Source organism: Streptococcus sp. 2021WUSS109 (assembly GCF_044427305.1).
GTDB lineage: Bacteria > Bacillota > Bacilli > Lactobacillales > Streptococcaceae > Streptococcus > Streptococcus suis.
Genome location: NZ_JAOTGF010000009.1, coordinates 44,169 through 61,737, shown reverse-complemented (window position 1 = coordinate 61,737; position 17,569 = coordinate 44,169). Strand labels below are relative to the sequence as shown.

At 42.4% G+C, this 17,569-nt stretch carries 20 protein-coding genes; 5 read left to right on the top strand and 15 right to left on the bottom strand.

Going from position 1 to position 17,569, the window contains the following annotated elements:
- Nucleotides 1–93 precede the first annotated feature (93 nt).
- Nucleotides 94–885 (bottom strand): pyruvate formate-lyase-activating protein, encoded by a 792-nt coding sequence (gene pflA / locus ODU37_RS05000; RefSeq protein ID WP_012027587.1) that lies wholly within the window; start codon nt 883–885, stop codon nt 94–96.
- 120 nt (nt 886–1,005) lie between these two features.
- Complete coding sequence (locus tag ODU37_RS04995; protein ID WP_004194632.1) at nt 1,006–2,343, bottom strand: hemolysin family protein; 1,338 nt, start codon at nt 2,341–2,343, stop codon at nt 1,006–1,008.
- Between the two features lie 132 nt (nt 2,344–2,475).
- On the opposite strand from ODU37_RS04995, the gene ODU37_RS04990 reads away from it, so the two are divergent.
- Entirely contained in the window at nt 2,476–3,159 is a 684-nt protein-coding gene (locus ODU37_RS04990) for an ABC transporter ATP-binding protein (protein WP_105095137.1), read from the top strand.
- Nucleotides 3,160–3,175: 16 nt separating this feature from the next.
- Here the strand turns inward: ODU37_RS04990 and ODU37_RS04985 are convergent, their stop codons facing one another.
- Nucleotides 3,176–3,730 (bottom strand): class I SAM-dependent methyltransferase, encoded by a 555-nt coding sequence (locus tag ODU37_RS04985; protein ID WP_002942863.1) that lies wholly within the window; start codon nt 3,728–3,730, stop codon nt 3,176–3,178.
- 9 nt (nt 3,731–3,739) lie between these two features.
- A complete protein-coding gene (locus ODU37_RS04980; protein WP_105095138.1) occupies nt 3,740–4,258 on the bottom strand; it encodes a TetR/AcrR family transcriptional regulator in 519 nt (172 codons plus the stop codon).
- A gap of 121 nt (nt 4,259–4,379) precedes the next feature.
- Between ODU37_RS04980 and ODU37_RS04975 the strand changes: the two genes are divergently transcribed.
- The 4 genes from ODU37_RS04975 (at nt 4,380) to nadE (ending at nt 8,301) form a co-directional block, all read left to right on the top strand.
- Entirely contained in the window at nt 4,380–5,198 is an 819-nt protein-coding gene (locus ODU37_RS04975) for a cation diffusion facilitator family transporter (protein ID WP_029177608.1), read from the top strand.
- 53 nt (nt 5,199–5,251) lie between these two features.
- Nucleotides 5,252–5,896, top strand: coding sequence for an A24 family peptidase (locus ODU37_RS04970; RefSeq protein WP_044684673.1), 645 nt, complete (start codon nt 5,252–5,254; stop codon nt 5,894–5,896).
- Nucleotides 5,897–6,003: 107 nt separating this feature from the next.
- Entirely contained in the window at nt 6,004–7,464 is a 1,461-nt protein-coding gene (locus ODU37_RS04965; RefSeq protein WP_105095139.1) for a nicotinate phosphoribosyltransferase, read from the top strand.
- A 12-nt stretch (nt 7,465–7,476) separates the two neighbouring features.
- On the top strand, nt 7,477–8,301 hold the full coding sequence (gene nadE / locus ODU37_RS04960; protein ID WP_024382384.1) for an ammonia-dependent NAD(+) synthetase: 825 nt from the start codon (nt 7,477–7,479) through the stop codon (nt 8,299–8,301).
- A 1,036-nt stretch (nt 8,302–9,337) separates the two neighbouring features.
- On the opposite strand, the gene ODU37_RS04955 is transcribed toward nadE, so the two are convergent.
- The 11 genes from ODU37_RS04955 to ODU37_RS04905 all read right to left on the bottom strand — a co-directional run bounded on the left by ODU37_RS04955 (nt 9,338) and on the right by ODU37_RS04905 (nt 17,558).
- Entirely contained in the window at nt 9,338–9,865 is a 528-nt protein-coding gene (locus ODU37_RS04955) for a VanZ family protein (RefSeq protein ID WP_002942846.1), read from the bottom strand.
- Nucleotides 9,862–10,974 (bottom strand): 23S rRNA (adenine(2503)-C(2))-methyltransferase RlmN, encoded by a 1,113-nt coding sequence (gene rlmN / locus ODU37_RS04950; RefSeq protein ID WP_012028433.1) that lies wholly within the window; start codon nt 10,972–10,974, stop codon nt 9,862–9,864. Before rlmN ends, ODU37_RS04955 begins: the two co-directional genes overlap by 4 nt.
- Nucleotides 10,975–10,982: 8 nt before the next feature.
- A complete protein-coding gene (locus ODU37_RS04945; protein WP_105095142.1) occupies nt 10,983–11,624 on the bottom strand; it encodes a YutD-like domain-containing protein in 642 nt (213 codons plus the stop codon).
- Between the two features lie 187 nt (nt 11,625–11,811).
- The gene (locus ODU37_RS04940) at nt 11,812–12,861 is read right to left on the bottom strand and encodes a SepM family pheromone-processing serine protease (RefSeq protein ID WP_105095143.1); all 1,050 of its coding nucleotides are present in this window, start codon (nt 12,859–12,861) and stop codon (nt 11,812–11,814) included.
- Nucleotides 12,848–13,336, bottom strand: a complete 489-nt coding sequence (coaD, locus tag ODU37_RS04935; RefSeq protein WP_044761998.1) for a pantetheine-phosphate adenylyltransferase — start codon at nt 13,334–13,336, stop codon at nt 12,848–12,850. The genes ODU37_RS04940 and coaD overlap by 14 nt, the downstream gene beginning before the upstream one ends.
- Nucleotides 13,326–13,865 (bottom strand): 16S rRNA (guanine(966)-N(2))-methyltransferase RsmD, encoded by a 540-nt coding sequence (gene rsmD, locus ODU37_RS04930; RefSeq protein ID WP_105095144.1) that lies wholly within the window; start codon nt 13,863–13,865, stop codon nt 13,326–13,328. The genes coaD and rsmD overlap by 11 nt, the downstream gene beginning before the upstream one ends.
- Nucleotides 13,866–14,173: 308 nt before the next feature.
- Complete coding sequence (locus ODU37_RS04925; protein ID WP_024405569.1) at nt 14,174–14,896, bottom strand: hypothetical protein; 723 nt, start codon at nt 14,894–14,896, stop codon at nt 14,174–14,176.
- A 56-nt stretch (nt 14,897–14,952) separates the two neighbouring features.
- Nucleotides 14,953–15,339 carry a rhodanese-like domain-containing protein gene (locus tag ODU37_RS04920; RefSeq protein WP_004194735.1) on the bottom strand — a complete coding sequence of 129 codons (387 nt, stop codon included), beginning with the start codon at nt 15,337–15,339 and terminating at the stop codon, nt 14,953–14,955.
- The gene (locus tag ODU37_RS04915; protein WP_004194736.1) at nt 15,339–15,557 is read right to left on the bottom strand and encodes a YqgQ family protein; all 219 of its coding nucleotides are present in this window, start codon (nt 15,555–15,557) and stop codon (nt 15,339–15,341) included. Before ODU37_RS04915 ends, ODU37_RS04920 begins: the two co-directional genes overlap by 1 nt.
- 307 nt (nt 15,558–15,864) lie before the next feature.
- Entirely contained in the window at nt 15,865–16,467 is a 603-nt protein-coding gene (locus ODU37_RS04910; RefSeq protein WP_105095145.1) for a response regulator transcription factor, read from the bottom strand.
- A complete protein-coding gene (locus tag ODU37_RS04905) occupies nt 16,464–17,558 on the bottom strand; it encodes a sensor histidine kinase (protein ID WP_161941550.1) in 1,095 nt (364 codons plus the stop codon). The genes ODU37_RS04910 and ODU37_RS04905 overlap by 4 nt, the downstream gene beginning before the upstream one ends.
- Nucleotides 17,559–17,569 lie beyond the last annotated feature (11 nt).

Here is a 17,569-nt window from a genome sequence, read left to right as displayed (position 1 = left end):
TGAATCAAATGACTCATTCAGATTTTTTGATTATATGATACTTGTCCCTAACACATTAAATCTTTTTCGCATCAATCTCCGACCTCTTCACTATTATCCCTTAATTCTATTCAAGTACTCCTGATAGGTCTCTGTCTCCATCAAGGCCTTTGCATTTTCCACTCGAGCCTTCGTTGGGGGCTTGGTCCCCTCTAGTGGATAGGGTCTGCCCAACTCACGCCACTTAAATTCACCAAGATTGTGATAAGGTAGCACCTCAAAACGTTCGACATTTTTTAAGGTTTTAACAAACTTACCAAGTTCAATCAAGTCCTCATCTCGGTCAGTCAAATTTGGTACCAGGACATGACGAATCCAAACAGGCTTACCAATGTCTGATAGATATTGAGCACATTCTAAAATAGTCTTGTTACTGTGACCTGTCACAATGCGGTGTTGCTCAGGATTCATTTCCTTAATATCAAGGAGCACCAAATCTGTTACTTCCATAAGCCGACTATATTTTTCCAAGTAACGCTCTGTCTTACGGAAAGTCAACGCACAGGTATCCAAAGTAGTGTGAATCCCTTTTTCTTTTGCAAGGGTAAACAGAGCAATTAAAAAATCAATCTGGATGGTTGCTTCACCACCTGAAACGGTAATCCCCCCTTCTTTTCCCCAAAACATACGAAAACGCAGAGCTTCATTCAAGACATCTTCCGCCGTTCTCTCAGTCGCTGCTGGATTGACCAGATCCCAAGTATCTGGGTTATGGCAATACTGGCAACGCATGTGACAGCCCTGCATAAAGACTACAAAACGTACCCCTGGGCCATCAACCGAACCAAAACTCTCTGTTGAATGAACCAAACCTGTCACTTTACGATAATCAATTTCTGTCATCATCTCATCCTCATCATTTTATAAGACTAGTATATCACAAAAATGAAAACGCTTCTATCATTTACTTTCTTTCTTTCATAACTATCACCTTCCTTAAGAAAAAAGCTAAAAGACTAGGTTGCCCTAGTCCTTATCGGTTTCTTCTTTCTCCAGTGGTGTAATCAAGAGTTTTAATTTTGTTACGCGACCATTTTTTACCTTATCGTTAATAAGAACCAGGTGGTGATCTTTACTATCCACTTCAAAGGAAACTTTCTCGTCTTGGCTCGGAATGGTACCGACTCCTGTCAGATAATAACCAGCAATCGTATCAACGTTATCACTTTCCAACTCCATCTCAAAATGCTCATTGAAGTCATTTAAGGTCATATTCCCTTGGACGATATAGGTGTTGTCAGCAATTTCTCGAACAAAAATTTCTGTCTTATCGGTCTCATCATCGATTTCCCCGACAATTTCTTCCAGCAAATCTTCCAAGGTAACGAGACCTGCAACTCCACCATACTCATCTAACAAGATGGCCATTTGATTTTGGGTATTTCTCAATGATGTCAACAAATCATCCACGAAAATCGTTTCAGGAACGAAGAGAGGCTCCTGCATAATTCGGCGGATGTTGAGATTGTCAAAGCCATTACTGAAAGCTTCTGACAAGATTTTCTTGGTATGAATCAGACCAATGATATTGTCCTTATCGCCATCATAAACAGGGATACGTGAAAAATTCTGCTTGAGGATGGCTGCCATGATGGTTGCTGTATCATCCTCAATATCCACCATGAAAGCATCCGTACGGGGAACCATTACTTCACGTGCCATCAGCTCATCTAAAGAGAACACACCTTGAAGCATTTCGATTTCTTCAGCATCTAAGGTTTTCTCACTCTTTGTCAAAATATATTCAATTTCATCCCGTGTCATTTGCTCATCCGCATCATCAAAATTCATAGGAGTAATACGGCTGATAAGATTCGTTGCAGCTGATAATAACCACACGAACGGACTAACAATTTTTCCAAGGAAAATAATCACTGGTGCAGTGACTACTGCCAGATTTTCCTTCATATTCATGGCAATCCTCTTAGGGTACAATTCGCCAAGAACGATTGAAACAAAGGTCAACATAGCCAGTGCAAGCCAGTATCCTGCGGTTTGCGCTGTTGTTGAATTCCCCATCCATTTGGCAAATACAGCTCCCAAATCATTAGCCAAGCTAGCACCTGAAAGGATGGAGATGAAGGTAATACCGACCTGAATGGTTGATAGAAAATTGTTAGGATTCTCTAAAACTTGAAGCAAGCGAATATATTTTCTCTCACCGTCTGCGGCCTTTTGTTCCACTCGAGAACGATTGAGGGATACAAGGGCCATTTCTGAGGCTGAAAAGAAGGCATTGAACAGAGTCAATAAGAATAAAATTAACAGTTGTAAATAGATGGTCTGACTACCAGGGTCTTCCATGATGTTCTCCTATAATAAAATTTATAACATTTCCATTATACCACAAATTCTAAAATTTAACATATTTCTTGTTATAAATAGTCCCTCATGTCTGTTTATGTTACAATAATCAAAAGGAATAGGAGAACAACTATGATTATTTCGATGAAGAATGTCCACTATAAACGACAAGGTAAAACTATTTTAGAAGACATCAACTGGGAATTTAGGAAGGGAGAGCGTTGGGCTATTTTAGGGCTAAATGGGGCTGGAAAGTCAACCCTCCTTCGTATTTTAATGGCTGAATTTTGGAAGACCTCTGGTGACTTGACGGTTCTTGGAGTGGAGTTTGGCAAGGGAGATATTCCTAGCCTTCGCACTAAGATTGGGGTCGTCGGCTCTTTCCTTGCCGAACGCTTTCCCATCGATCTGACAGCCGAGCAGATTGTCCTGACTGGAAAGTACAAATCCTCCATCCTCTACCGTGAATACGGTCAAACTGAATTGGATGAAGCCATAGACATGCTCAAAACCATCAAGGCTGAACACTTGATTGGTCGGACCTATGCTAGTTTGTCACAGGGCGAACGCCTGCTCCATCACATTGACCATATCTGCCAACTCCCAACGGCTCCTGCCATTATCTACGTCACCCATCACGCCGAAGAAATCACTGATAATTTCACCCATGTCCTCCTGCTCAAAGATGGAAAGGTCTTGGCACAGGGTCCCAAAGAAGACATCCTGACACCTGAACTCCTCAGCGATTTTTATGGCAATCAGGTAGAATTGATTGACTTGGGTGAGGGAAGATTGTTCATTAAGCCGATATTATAAAAAAACAAATCCAGCCCTAGTTTGAGCTGGATTTTAATCGTTCCACCATGACCAAAAATGGTGGGGTATTGACTTGGTTGAGCGGTTTGTAGAGCATGGCGGTAAAGACAGTCTGGTCTAGCTGGCTGATAAAGTCTAAGACTGCATCCTTCTCAAGAGCTCCACCCTCGTGACCATAGTAAACCATGATGGCTAGACGCCCCCCAACAACAAGTCGGTCAAGAACTTTTTCAATAGCTTGAAGGGTGGTTGCAGGCAGGGTGATGACTGACTTATCCGCCGAAGGAAGATAGCCCAGATTGAAAATCGCTGCCTTGCACTCCTCCACATACTGGTCTAGGTTTTCGTGTCCTGTCAAAACCAATTGGGCATTGGTCAAGCCAGCTTTTTCTAGTTTTTCAGCCGTTGTGGTCAGGGCTTGTTCCTGAATATCAAAGGCCACAACTTTTCCTGCTCGTTGGGCTAAAAATAGCGTGTCATGGCCATTTCCCATAGTCGCATCGACCGCTAGGTCCTGGTCTGTTAATATCTCATCTAAAAAGGCATGAGCCATGTGTAAAGGTCTAAGCATTTTCTCTCCTTAAGCTAATAATCTTACATAATATTCGGTCAAGGTGGCTTCGTCCACCTTTTTGCGTTGCTGGAGCCACCAGCTGACCGTCTCCACAAAAGTCGTCACGACAAAATGTACCAGCAAATCCTCTGGAAGATTCCCCTTGTCCTGCATGTAGTCTTCAACCACTTTTGGAAAAATGTCGTGTTTCAACTCCGCTTCCAGTTCTCTTAGAAAATAGGCATTGCGGGACAACAAAAGGCTGGCAACACGATCTTGATTGGTCCGAAAGTGTTTGAAAATATGAACCAGCAAGGTCTTCACATCCGCATCTTCACGACCTGTAAATAAATGATGAAAGAGGTCATGACAAAGTTCTTCCAAAAGAGCCTCTTTACTTGCATAGTGGGCATAGAAAGTGGAACGCCCCACATCTGCCAGGTCAATGACATCCTGCACGCGCATCTCGTCATAGCCCTTATCATTTAATAAGGCCAAAAAAGCCTGAAAAATAGCTCTTTTTGTTTTTGCAATTCGTCTATCCATTTTTCGTACATTTCAAACAATTTGTTCAGAAAAAGACAAACCGTTTCTCTTGTTTCTAGTTTTTCGGCCCATTACAGTGCATAATAAACCTATAAACAGTATAACACAGAAAGGGAATCTCATGTCATCTTCTAAAAATACATTTATCGCTTTTCTCCTCAATCTCAGCTTTTCTATCATCGAGTTTATTTTTGGTTGGCTCTTTGGTTCCAGCGCTATCTTAGCAGATGCTGTTCATGATTTGGGTGACGCCCTCGCCATCGGATGCTCTGCCATCATGCAAACCTATGCCAACAAGCCTGCTGATAGGGTTTATCCCTTTGGCTACAAGAGATGGAATATTTTGGCCGCTCTCTTGACTTCTAGCATTCTGATTATCGGCTCCAGCTTGATCCTTGTGGAAAACATTCCCAATCTCTTCCATCCCCAGCCTGTCAATCAAGATGGTATGCTGGTACTTGGGATTATCGCTGTCATCATCAATTTCCTTGCTTCCCGTATTGTAAAAAATGGCCATGGCCATAATGAGTCCATTCTCAGCTTGCACTTTTTAGAGGATATTTTGGGATGGCTGGCGGTCATCCTTGTTTCCATCATTCTTCAATTTACTGATTGGTACTTTCTAGACCCACTTCTCTCGCTCTGTATTGCTATCTTCATCCTCTCCAAAGCCCTGCCAAAAGTTTGGAACAATGTCAAGATTCTACTTGAAACATGTCCGCAAGGAGTAAATCTTGAAGAAGTTAAAGGAGTCCTTCTGGCTCTTGAAAATGTTCACGAAATCACTCAACTGAATGTCTGGACCATGGATGGATATGAACATTGTGCGACTGTGACGGTCAAACTGACAAATCCTGCTGTAGCAGACAAGACCAAAGCAAAAATACGGAATTCTCTCAATTCCTTTGGCATTATCCAGAGTACCATCGAAATTTTGTAAAAAAATTTAAAAAAATATCTCATTTTCCTCCACCCATTTACGAATAAATAGGTATGAAGACAATTATCCTATTTTTCCTTGGAGCTTCTATCGGCTCCTTCCTGGGATTGGTCATCGACCGTTTCCCTGAACAGTCCATTATCGCCCCAGCTAGTCACTGCAATGCTTGCAAACGACGGCTCAAGGCTTGGGATCTAATTCCTATTCTTTCCCAGCTTTCGACAAAATCCAAATGCCGTTACTGCAAGGCGAAGATACCTTATTGGTATCTGGGATTGGAATTCTTAGCTGGTCTAGTTGTCCTGCTCTGCCATTTTCAAGTCCTAAACCTAACCGAAACCATTCTCATCTTGGCAGGACTAGTTTTGACCATTTACGACATCAAGCATCAGGAATATCCTTTTGCTGTCTGGCTCATTTTTACTTTTATAGCTCTGGTACTCTCCCAGCTCAACTGGCTCTTCTGTGGCTTTTTACTCTTGGCCTATCTGACTGAAAAATGGCAAATCAATATTGGTTCTGGTGATTTTCTCTATCTGGCAAGTTTGGCCTTAATATGTGGATTTACAGAACTCCTCTGGATTATCCAGATTAGTTCCCTCCTAGGGCTTCTTGTCTTCACTATTTTCAAACCCAAGTCTATTCCCTACGTACCACTCCTTTTTCTTTCAAGTATTCCTATCATTCTGTGCATCTAAATCGAGTTTTTCTCGATTTTTTTGTTATAATAGAAGGCATATTAGAGTTCAACTCCATCAAAATAATTGGAGTGCCTTCTTGATCGGAAGGCAAAAGGAGAAACGTTATGACACTATTTAAGGATGACAGTTTAACCCTGCATACCGACCTTTATCAAATCAACATGATGCAGGTCTATTTTGACCAAAACATCCACAATAAACACGCTGTATTCGAAGTCTATTTCCGTTCACAACCTTTTAAAAATGGCTATGCTGTATTTGCCGGTTTGGAACGCGTTGTAAACTACCTCAACAATCTCAGCTTTAGCCAGACAGACATTGACTATCTGACAGAACTAGGTTATCCGCAGGATTTCCTTGATTACTTGTCCCAATTGGAAATGACTCTCACTGTCCGTTCGGCTAAGGAGGGCGACCTAGTCTACGCTAACGAACCCATTCTTCAAATCGAAGGACCATTGGCACAATGCCAACTAATCGAAACTGCCCTCTTAAACATTGTCAACTACCAAACCCTAATTGCCACAAAAGCTCGCCGTATCAAGGCTGTCATTGAAGATGAGCCCTTGATGGAATTTGGTACTCGCCGTGCCCAAGAAATGGATGCTGCTATCTGGGGTACACGGGCAGCCTTTATTGGTGGAGCATCTGCGACTTCCAATGTTCGAGCTGGAAAAATCTTCGGCATCCCTGTCGCTGGTACCCATGCCCACGCCTTGGTTCAAACATACGGAGATGATTACAAGGCTTTCAAAGCCTACGCTGAAACCCATCATGACTGTGTCTTCCTCGTTGATACCTATGATACGCTTCGTATTGGTGTTCCAGCAGCCATCAAGGTTGCCAAAGAAATGGGAGATAAGATTAACTTCAAAGGGGTTCGGATTGATTCAGGCGATATGGCCTATATTTCCAAGAAAGTTCGTCAGCAATTAGATGATGCAGGTTTTACAGATGCGAAGATTTACGCATCTAATGACCTAGATGAAAATACCATCCTCAACCTCAAAATGCAAAAGGCAAAAATTGATGTCTGGGGAGTTGGTACCAAACTCATCACCGCCTACGACCAACCAGCTCTGGGCGCTGTCTACAAAATTGTATCCATCGAAGATGAAGATGGAAATATGCGTGACACCATCAAGCTGTCTTCTAATGCGGAAAAAGTCTCCACTCCTGGTAAGAAACAAGTTTGGCGCATCACCTCCAAAGAAAAAGGAAAATCAGAAGGGGACTACATCACCTTTGCGGACACTGACGTCACACAGATGGATAATATCTATATGTTCCATCCAACCTACACCTACATCAATAAAACCATCGAGAACTTTGATGCACGTCCTCTCCTAGTTCCTATTTTCGAAAAAGGAAAACAGGTCTATGAACTTCCAAGCCTAGCGGAAATTCAAACCTATGCCAATCAAGAATTTGATAAACTCTGGGATGAATACAAACGCGTGCTCAACCCTCAGCTCTATCCAGTCGACTTGGCACAAGATGTTTGGGATAATAAAATGAACCTCATCAATCGTATTCGCAAACAAACTCAGACCAAATTCATCTAAGAAAGGTATGTTATGACCCTACAGGAAACAATCATCAAAGAATTAGGTGTCAAGCCAAGCATTGACCCCAAAGAAGAAATCCGTCGCTCCATCGACTTTCTCAAAGATTACCTGAAAAAACACCCATTTTTGAAAACCTATGTCTTGGGGATTTCTGGTGGACAAGATTCGACCTTGGCTGGTCGTTTGGCCCAGCTGACTATGGAAGAAATGCGGGCGGAAACGGGTGACGATTCTTATCAATTTATCGCTATCCGCCTACCTTACGGCGTGCAAGCTGACGAGTCTGACGCCCAAGCAGCCCTAGCCTTTATTCAACCAGATGTCAGCTTAACCATCAACATCAAGGAATCAACAGATGCCATGGTGGCAGCAGTCAATGCCAATGGGCTTGCTATGTCTGATTTTAATAAGGGAAATGCTAAAGCCCGCATGCGCATGATTGCCCAATACGCTATCGCTGGGGAACGCAAGGGGGCGGTTATCGGAACCGACCATGCAGCTGAAAATATCACTGGTTTCTTTACCAAGCACGGCGACGGCGGTGCAGATATTCTCCCCCTCTTCCGCCTCAACAAACGCCAAGGAAAACAGCTTCTAGCTGAACTGGGGGCAGATGAAAAACTCTACCTCAAAGTCCCTACTGCGGACTTGGAAGAAGACAAACCTGGCCTTGCTGACGAAGTCGCTCTCGGTGTTACCTATAACCAAATCGACGACTATCTCGAAGGCAAAACCATCGACCCTCAAGCCCAAACCATTATCGAAGGATGGTGGAACAAAACAGCCCACAAACGCCATCTGCCAATCACGATTTTTGATGACTTTTGGAAATAATACTCTTCGAAAATCAAAATCAGACGTTGTTGACTTGATTTGATGACTGAAAAGCTCCTGTGGAGGTTTTCAGCCTGTTCCCTTGAAATATAAAAGGAATAGAGTTCTAACATCAACTTGAAGGTGCAAACAATGTTCGCTATATTTCCAACCTTCAACTATCTCCCAGATAGTTGAAGCTAGGCTACTTTTGATTTTCATCGAATAATAAAAAATGGAGCCCTGACAGTTGAACCGTCAGGGGTTTTGTTTTTTATTATAACTTCAAACCATAATGAAAAAAGCCCACGCAGGAAAAAACATCCTGCATGGGCGTCAATGGACACGGTGCCACCTCACTATGGACTCGACTAGAAAAGTCCATAACTTTTTCTCCTCTAACAAGGAGGCGCACGATAAGGGGTGCGGACCGAACTCTCATTGTTTCGAATTCATCGAACCAAACTCGCTTTACTAAACCAGACAATCCATAAAACGGATACGAATGCTTGTTTGGCATCAGCCCATTTCATAAACCTCTATCATCTATTCACACCAACCATAGACTCTCTAAAGACAAAGTGTTTATTACTTTTTCTGATTACTTGTAATTATACGTTACAAAATCAAAATGGTCAAGTAATTTTTAGAAATTTTCTAAACAATTTGAAAATTCAGTTTCCATTGCCTGAACCCATTAAAAACTAACAAAAAGCCACTCTGCTTAAGTGACTTTCTAAAAAACTGTACTCACGAGGCTGGGCTCAAGCCCAGCACCGCTTCTCAAAGTTAGTGTCAACATCTCAGCACAGTGGTTGATTGGGTTTAACAGTCCAGTGGAGTGAAACAGTTCGAGGAACTGTTTCAGCTGGTCACCTTAAAACTAGAAAGTGACCATAGAAGCCGAACCTAAATATCTTTCCCACTCCCATATCAAAGATAGCTTTAGCTAGTCAAGGTCATTTTTAAGGGAATACTGACTGTATTTCAAAAAAATAACGATATGTAGCTTAAACAATAGCCTTAGATGGACATTCTGAACCTGTGACGGTAGGTTCTAAGATTCCTGTTTGGAAAGGATTATCCCTCTCTTTATCAATGAATAGGTAAAATAGGCTAGTATTCCCCCCATTGTATTGGTCCATAAATCATCGATTTCAAAGACGCGTTGGGCATCAATCAGCAAATCCAGTAGTAATTGTGTGCATTCAATAAAAAGACTGATACAAAAACTATAACGAATCACCGCTCGAAGGCTCCGCCATTCTTCCCTAAGAAACAAAAGAAGAAAAATCAGAGGGAAAAGTAGAAAAATATTAGTGATGTTTTGCAAGAAAATCCACCCTAGGTCCGCCAAACTATCTACCTTGTCCCCGTTGACGATGCTGTTGAAAGGAGTTGGTAAAAGATAGAGACGGCCAATTTGAATAATTCCCGGGGTCGAGAAATCCTTATACTGTGGGTACCAAGTCTGAGGTAGAAAACAAAGTAAAACAATAGCCAGAGCATAGGCTCCAGCTAAGGTCTTACAAATCTGTCTTCCTAGCTTGGTCAAGTTTCCATCTGCTTGGAAGAATTTTCTCATGCTCGAATACCTGCCTTTGCTTTTGCAGCTGCAATACGAGCACGGGCTTTTTCACGGTCTTTCTTGAGCGTATTGGAACGCAATTGACCACAGGCAGCATCAATATCTGTACCATGTTCCTGACGAACGACACAGTTAACACCATTTTTCTTCAAAACATCAAAGAAAGCAAGAGTACGTTCCTTGGTTGAACGACTGTACTGGTCATGTTCACTAACTGGGTTATAAGGAATCAAGTTGATATAAGACAATTTACGGATGTTCTTGGTCAAATCAGCTAATTCCTGTGCCTGTTCCACTCCATCGTTGACCTCATTGAGCATAATATACTCAAAAGTCACACGGCGGTTGGTCACTTTGATATAGTCTTCGATAGCTTCAAAAAGAACTTCTATAGGGAATTTGCGGTTAATGCGCATAATGCTCGAACGAAGGTCATTATTTGGCGCATGTAGAGATACTGCCAAGTTAACTTGGACACCTTCACGTGCAAACTCACGAATTTTCGGTGCTAAACCTGACGTAGAAACAGTGATGTGACGGGCACCAATTGCCAAGCCCTTGTCGTCATTAACCACTCTCAAGAAGGTCATAACATTATCGTAGTTATCAAGCGGCTCACCAATCCCCATCACAACGATATGGCTAACACGCTCATTCTGATTGCGCTCATCCAAATACTTTTGTACCAACATAATCTGAGCCACAATCTCACCGCTAGTCAAGTCACGTTGCTTAGGAATCAATCCAGATGCACAGAATGTACAGCCGATATTACAGCCAACTTGTGTCGTTACACAAACAGAAAGACCATAGTGCTGGTGCATGAGAACTGTCTCAATCAACATGCCATCTGGCAGTTCAAAAAGGTATTTGATAGTACCGTCCTTAGACTCCTGTACAATCCGTTGTTTGAGCGGATTAACTACAAAATGTTCTTCCAACTTTTCAATCAAAGATTTTGGCAAGTTGGTCATTTCCGCAAAAGATTGGACACGAGAACGGTAAAGCCATTCCCAAATTTGAGTGGCACGGAACTTCTTCTCTCCGTTTTCTAAAATCCAATCAACCAGATTGGCTTGACTAAATGCATAAATTGATGGTTTCATATTTCTCCCTATTTCTGGCGGATAACAAAGTTACGCTTCACTTCATTCATCTCACGCTTGCTCTGCTTACGCTCATGTTTTTGAGAACGCTCCGTTTGACTCGCCTTAACACCAGCATTCTTCATAGTAAAATGACGCTGTTCCGACTGTTTATTTTGCTGCTTCCCTTTTTTCTGACGGTCATTGCGATTACTTTTGTTTTCTTTTGGCGCAATAAGCTCCGTCCGTTGCTGATTTCTGTTCCGATTGCGAGAACGACTCCGCTTCCGACGCGGTCTATCCTCCTCCTCAGCAGGCAAGTCTTGCGGATTCGGATTGGCTAAGACGAAATAAGCACAACCAAAATTACAATACTCCGTCAAATAGTCGTCCAAGCGGCTGATTTTTAAGTCTGATTTAACATTTTTATCGTCTGTATAGAATCCCCTTAATCTCAGCTGCTCATTGCCCCAATCTCCCACAATATAATCAAATTTGAGCATGAGTTGTGAAAAACGTTGACCAAAAATCGTCTGGTCAAAAGCATTCTTGTAATCTTCCAAAAGGTCCAATTCAATATTTTCAGATACAACCTTATCTCCGACACGAGCAAAACTCGGACCGGGGTATTTATTATAGTTATACATTTCAGGTGAAATTTCTTTTTTCATTTGTCCTCCTATCTTATAAAATCTTCATACGTAAAAATCATTTGATTAATAATCTATCTGGTCAGAATCTAAATTCTCACACTTAACCTTATCATTATAACACGATTTATCTGGAAATTCTCCTACTTTACCATTTAGGAGAAATTTCTGACAATTATAATATTATTCTCTAGCAAAAAAGGACGATTTACTCGCCCTTCGTTTTCTTCAAATAATCAATAGCCTCTTGAACAGTTTTCACAGGAACTACCTCAATATCCAATCCTGCTTTCTCCGCAGCTTCTTTAGCTTCCTCATAGTTGGTTTTAGCCTTTGGATCTTCCTTCAAAACTTCTACATCAACTGGATTGTTTGGTACAAAAAAGATACTTGCACCAGACTTAGCTGCCGAAATGACCTTCTTATCAGCCCCACCAATGTCACCTACTTTTCCATCCTGCTCGATAGTCCCCGTACCAGCAATAATCCGACCATCACGTAAGTCAGGCTCTGCGAGTTGAGTATAGATGGCGAGTGTAAACATCAGACCAGCACTTGGACCACCAATATCTCCTGTTTGGAAATCAATCGGAATCGAACTTTGAACCTCTGTATGGTCTACGAGAGTGATGCCTATCCCGTTTTTGCCATTAGACAATTTGATAATCTTACCGTCCGCAGATTTTTCCTGACCAGCGCTAATATAACCAACTGTCACATCACTTCCAAGTTCCAAGCCACTCACATATTTTATCAAATCAGGAGAAGACTCAAATGTTTTTCCATTGATACTCACAACAGTGTCGGCAATATTAAGAACTTTTTTAAAGGTCGAATCATCCGCCAAGGCAAGTACATAGACACCAAAGAAATCAAGATCGACTTCTTTTCCTGCCAAGGTCAAACCTTGGTACTTCGCCATATTTTGCGATGTCTCCATGTAAAATTGTGCTATACGGAAATACTCTTCATTGTCGGCCCCTCCTGTCATCTCTTCAGAGGAACGAACTGTCGTATAGGGATCAAACTGAGCAGCGAATAGTTGTAAAGCTGTAGCTTGTTGGACTGATACATAGGTGAAGTTGTAAGAGCCATCCTCTTGGTCTATTTGATTGTTCACCGTTAGTACCTGACGAATATCGGCAGCTCCACCTGGACTTTCCAAATAATAAGGCAGACGAACAAAAACGGCAAACCAAATCAAAAGAGTTCCTAAAACAATAGATGCAATTAAGGTTAACTTCCTATTTTTCTTCATTCTTTCTAATCTCCTCACTAACAATTTCTGGAACATAAGGGCCTATATCCTGTTTGAAATACAGCAATTCTCGAACCTGGCTGGATGATACGAACTTAAGCTCTGGCTTGGCGATTAAATAAATAGTTTCCAAATCTGGCGCCAACTGACGATTGTAAAAATCAAAACTTGACTCGTATTCCAAATCGGTCGCATTACGCAATCCTCGGACCAAATGTGTTACTCCATAGCGCTTAGCTACATCGACTACCAATTCATTTTCAGACAGAACAACCTCGATATTCTCCATTCCTACAAAAAGCTTCTCCAAAATGGCTTTTCTCTCCAAGCCCGTCAAGAGTCCTGCCTTTTTAGGATTGGTAAAAACTCCCACATATAATTTACCAAATAGTCCACTCGCTCGTTCAATTAAGTCCAAGTGTCCATTGGTAATGGGGTCAAATGAGCCCGTAAACAATCCAATCTTATCTGACATATACTGTTACCTTACTAATTCCGTAGAGTTTTTCTTTCCATATCCCCAGCTCTGCTATTTCCTCCGGAAGAGAGACCGCCTTATCCGTTTCGCAGACTACCATAACATCATCTGCTAGTAAGTCACGGCGACAAAGTTCTGTTATCACCTCTTCAATTTCCTGCTCTGCATAAGGAGGGTCCAAGAATACCAGGTCGAAAGGCCCTTCCACACTGTTCAAAGCCTGTCTAGCTTCCATTGCTAGAAGCTGAAATTTATCTGCTTCCTTAGTCATTGCAATATTTTCACGGATAATGGCTTGTGCTCGTCGATCTCGCTCAACCAGAACTGCTGACTCCATGCCACGAGATATAGACTCGATAGATAAACCACCACTGCCGGCGTACAAGTCAAGAACTCTACCACCCTCAAAATAGGGACCAATCATATTAAACATGGCTCCACGGACCTTATCCGATGTCGGTCTGGTTGTTTTTCCATCTAACGTTTTCAGTGGTCTTCCACCATAGCTTCCCGATACAATTCTCATAAGGTATATTATAGCAAAAAATGAAGCTCGTTGCTAAAACCAAGTGCACTTCCTGCTTTCCTTTTTGCACCAACTTTTTCAACATTCTACCAAATACACTCTCAACCGCTATAGCAGGAAATCATTCTCGCACTATTCAACAAAATGGTAAAAATAAAAAGCAAGGAAATTCTGTTTTACGCGAAATTCCTCACTCTTATCGTATGTATTTAAACTAGATCGTTACAATAAAAAATTGATGTTGAAATACAAATAGCTATTTTTTTCCAGTATGCTAATACACCATAAAGAACCAGTAGCTAAAAAGTCTACGGATTATCTGGTGAACTCTCGTCAGCTGTTGGAACTGTTTCTACTGACTCAACCAGGCTAGTTGTTGAATCCGTCGTTTCCGCCGGTGTTTCAGAAACTGTTGGAGTTTCTACCACAGGTGCTCCTTCACTAGTCGGAGGGACTGAAGTACTTGTACTAGTTGACGCCACGCTGCTTGTATACTGGCTTGTTGAACTCACACTTTGATTTCCATATATATTTTTATTAGGCACTACATAGGATTCTTGTGAGGTCTCACTAGCTTCAGCAAGGTCCGTTGACTGACTAGTCCCTGTTTCAGATACTTTTTTCTCATCAGCTACTTTTTTGGCTGCTTCCGCCCTGACCAACTCCGCTTTTAGCTTAGCCTGTGTTTGAGCATCTGTCTGCTGTCCCACTAACTCTTTTACTTGGTCAATCCGTTTCTGTAATGCTGCTTTTTTAGTCGCATCCGTAACCTTGTTTACTGCAGATTGTGCCTCTGCAAGTTTCTCCTCAGTATGTGTTCCTTCTAATACAATGACAGCATTCTCAGCATCCTGAAATAATGTATCAACCGTTTTTTTCTGATTGGGCACTTGCTGTACTGTCTTTGTATCACTTGTTTCGCTTTGAGCATTTTTATACCAACTAGCGCCTAAGCTAATCAATAAAATAAGTCCCATAAAAGAAATAATGCCAATTTCTGCCAATGACAACTTTTCAAATTTCTTTTCCATATTTTTGCCCTTATCCGTCTTATTGCATAAGAAAATACTCTAGCCTACTGACAATGCTACTTAGTCGTTTTTACCTTACCATTCCATCCGTTTAGACCATAGCTTAAAATATAGATTTCGTTAAAGCCCTGTTTCTTCAGATGAAGAGCTGCAGGCGTTACCAACTGACCACGATCATTCTCATAGATTAAGACAGGTCTGTCCTTACGCAAAGCAGCTGTAGACTGGCGCAATTGCTGGTAAGGAATATTTCTCGCGCCTAAGATATGCTTACGATTAAACTCACTCGGGTCTCGCAGGTCAATCAACTGACCTCCGTGTATCTTTTCTGCAAATTCTGCATTATCAATCACAGTCGCTGCACGACGCAATCTCCAGTAATTAAAGCCCATCCAGGCTCCCAATACTGCCAAAAATACTAAAAATACCCAAAATGTTTCCATCACTCATTCTCCCTTGATTTCTGATACTCTAATTCCAAACGATGTTCACGCCTCAAAACAAGCTCTGCTTCCATATATTCCAACCGATCTAAGACACCTGCCTGATAGATTCTATTTAATTCTATCTGCATCATTTCAATATCGTAGAGACGGTTGCCCATATAGACAATTATACCAAACCGTTTGAGTAATTGTTGCACATCATAAAGTCTTTTCATAAAAAAATTGTAGCAGAATTTTAGGTGTTTTTCAATATAATACTCAATGAAAATCAAAAACAGACTAGCTCCAAAGGTTTGGGGAACCTTTGGAGGTTGGAGATAGAGCGAACGTAGTTCGTTACTACTTACGCAGATAGAACCCTGTTACTATTTTGTTTCAAGGTAACAGGCTGAAAGGCTCCACTGGAGCCTTTCACTCATCAAATCAAGTCAACAACGTCTGATTTTGATTTTCGAAGAGTATAAAAACTCAGTCAAAAATCAGGTCTATAAAAAGATTGGACAAATGCCCAATCTCATTCGTTTATACTAACCACCCCTTTTCCTGTGCTACCTTAACAGCAGCGGTACGGTTTTCGACACCTAGTTTGGACAGGATAGAGGTCATGTAGTTGCGGACTGTCCCGTCAGACAGGTGGAGCTGGCTGGCGATTTCCTTATTGGAGAGACCTTCTGCCACCTGCTTGAGTAGTTGACTTTCCAAGTTGGTTAAGGGACTGCGTTGGGTCAGGAGAATGTCCATCAACTCCGGCGAATATTCCTTCCGCCCCGCCAAGACCGTTTCAATGGTCCGCATGAGGTCTGCGATGGAGCGTTCCTTGAGCACATAGGCATCCACATCTGCCTTGACCGCTCGCTCGAAATAGCCTGGTCGCTTGAAGGTGGTCATGATGACGACCTTGACAGGCAAGGCTTGCCCCCGCACCCATTCCAAGACATCCAGGCCCGTCTTTTCAGGCATTTCTATATCTAAGAGCACCACATCTACTGGCTCTTTTTCTAAAAGAGCAATGGCCTGACTGCCGTTTTCTGCCTGTAAAACAGCCTCAACCGCATTTTGAAAGCCCAAGAGCTGACAGAGGGCGTCCCGCAGCATTGCTTGATCTTCTGCGACTAAGATTCTCATTCTACCACCTCCTCAAGCGGAATTCGGATGGACAGGCGGGTGGGATTTGCCAGAGAAAGAAATTCCAAGCTCCCTTTCACCGTTACCAACCTGTCCTTTATGGTATGCAATTCCTGACCAGTCAACTGGGTAAAGCCCACACCGTTGTCTTCGTAGTGCAAAACCAATTCTTGCTGGTCTTTTTCAAAAACCATACGACATTTGCTAGCCTGGCTGTGTTTGAGCAGGTTGTTGGCCAACTCTCTCAGCACCATAGCCAGTTTGTTCTGGACAGGTAAGCTGAGCTGCTCTGCTATTTCCCCGCCCAAGACAACTAAGTCCACTCCTGCCAAGTCCAACATCTGCTGCAAAATCTGAAGTTCCTCTGCCACGGTATGCTGCTTGAGGGACTGGACAATCTGGCGGACCTCCTGCATGGAGTCCTTGGCCAAGGTCTGAAGGTCTGCCACCTCCTTCTTGGCCTGGTCAATCTGATTGTGGTCTAAAAGTGTCTGGACCAGCTCAGCCTTGACAGACAGCATGGCAAAGACATGACCTAGTGTGTCGTGCAAGTCCCGACCGATACGGTTGCGTTCATTCTCAGCCAGAAGGAGATTGATGGACGCATTCTGCTCCTGTAGGCGTTGCTGAAGGGCTTCCCGCTTGGTCTCAATCCAGCTGAAAATCAGCAAGGCCAAGCCGAAAAAGTGGATAACAAGTGCAAAAGCTCTCATCTCAAAAGGAACAGGGCCAAATAAAGCCCATAGAATAATAACCAGCAACAAAAGCCCGTAGGACACCGTCCGATAGGTCGGTCGATTCTCTTTATAATACCAGCCCAGCATATTGGACAGGTTAAAGATGAAGAGGGAAAATTGCAGATTGCCCCAAAAACTCATGACCGCGATATAGCCAATCAGGTAAAACCAAGCCAGCATGGAATAGAGCTTATGGTCAGTGTAAAACAGAGAACAATAGACCAAGGCAAAGAGAATGGTCGCTAGGACAACTGCCGTCGGATTGGGACTATACTGGGCATAGTAAAAGGGAAAATAGAGAAAGACCATGCCCACGAAGAACATGAGTGGTACCTTTCTTTTTTCAAATATCATCTGTCACCTCA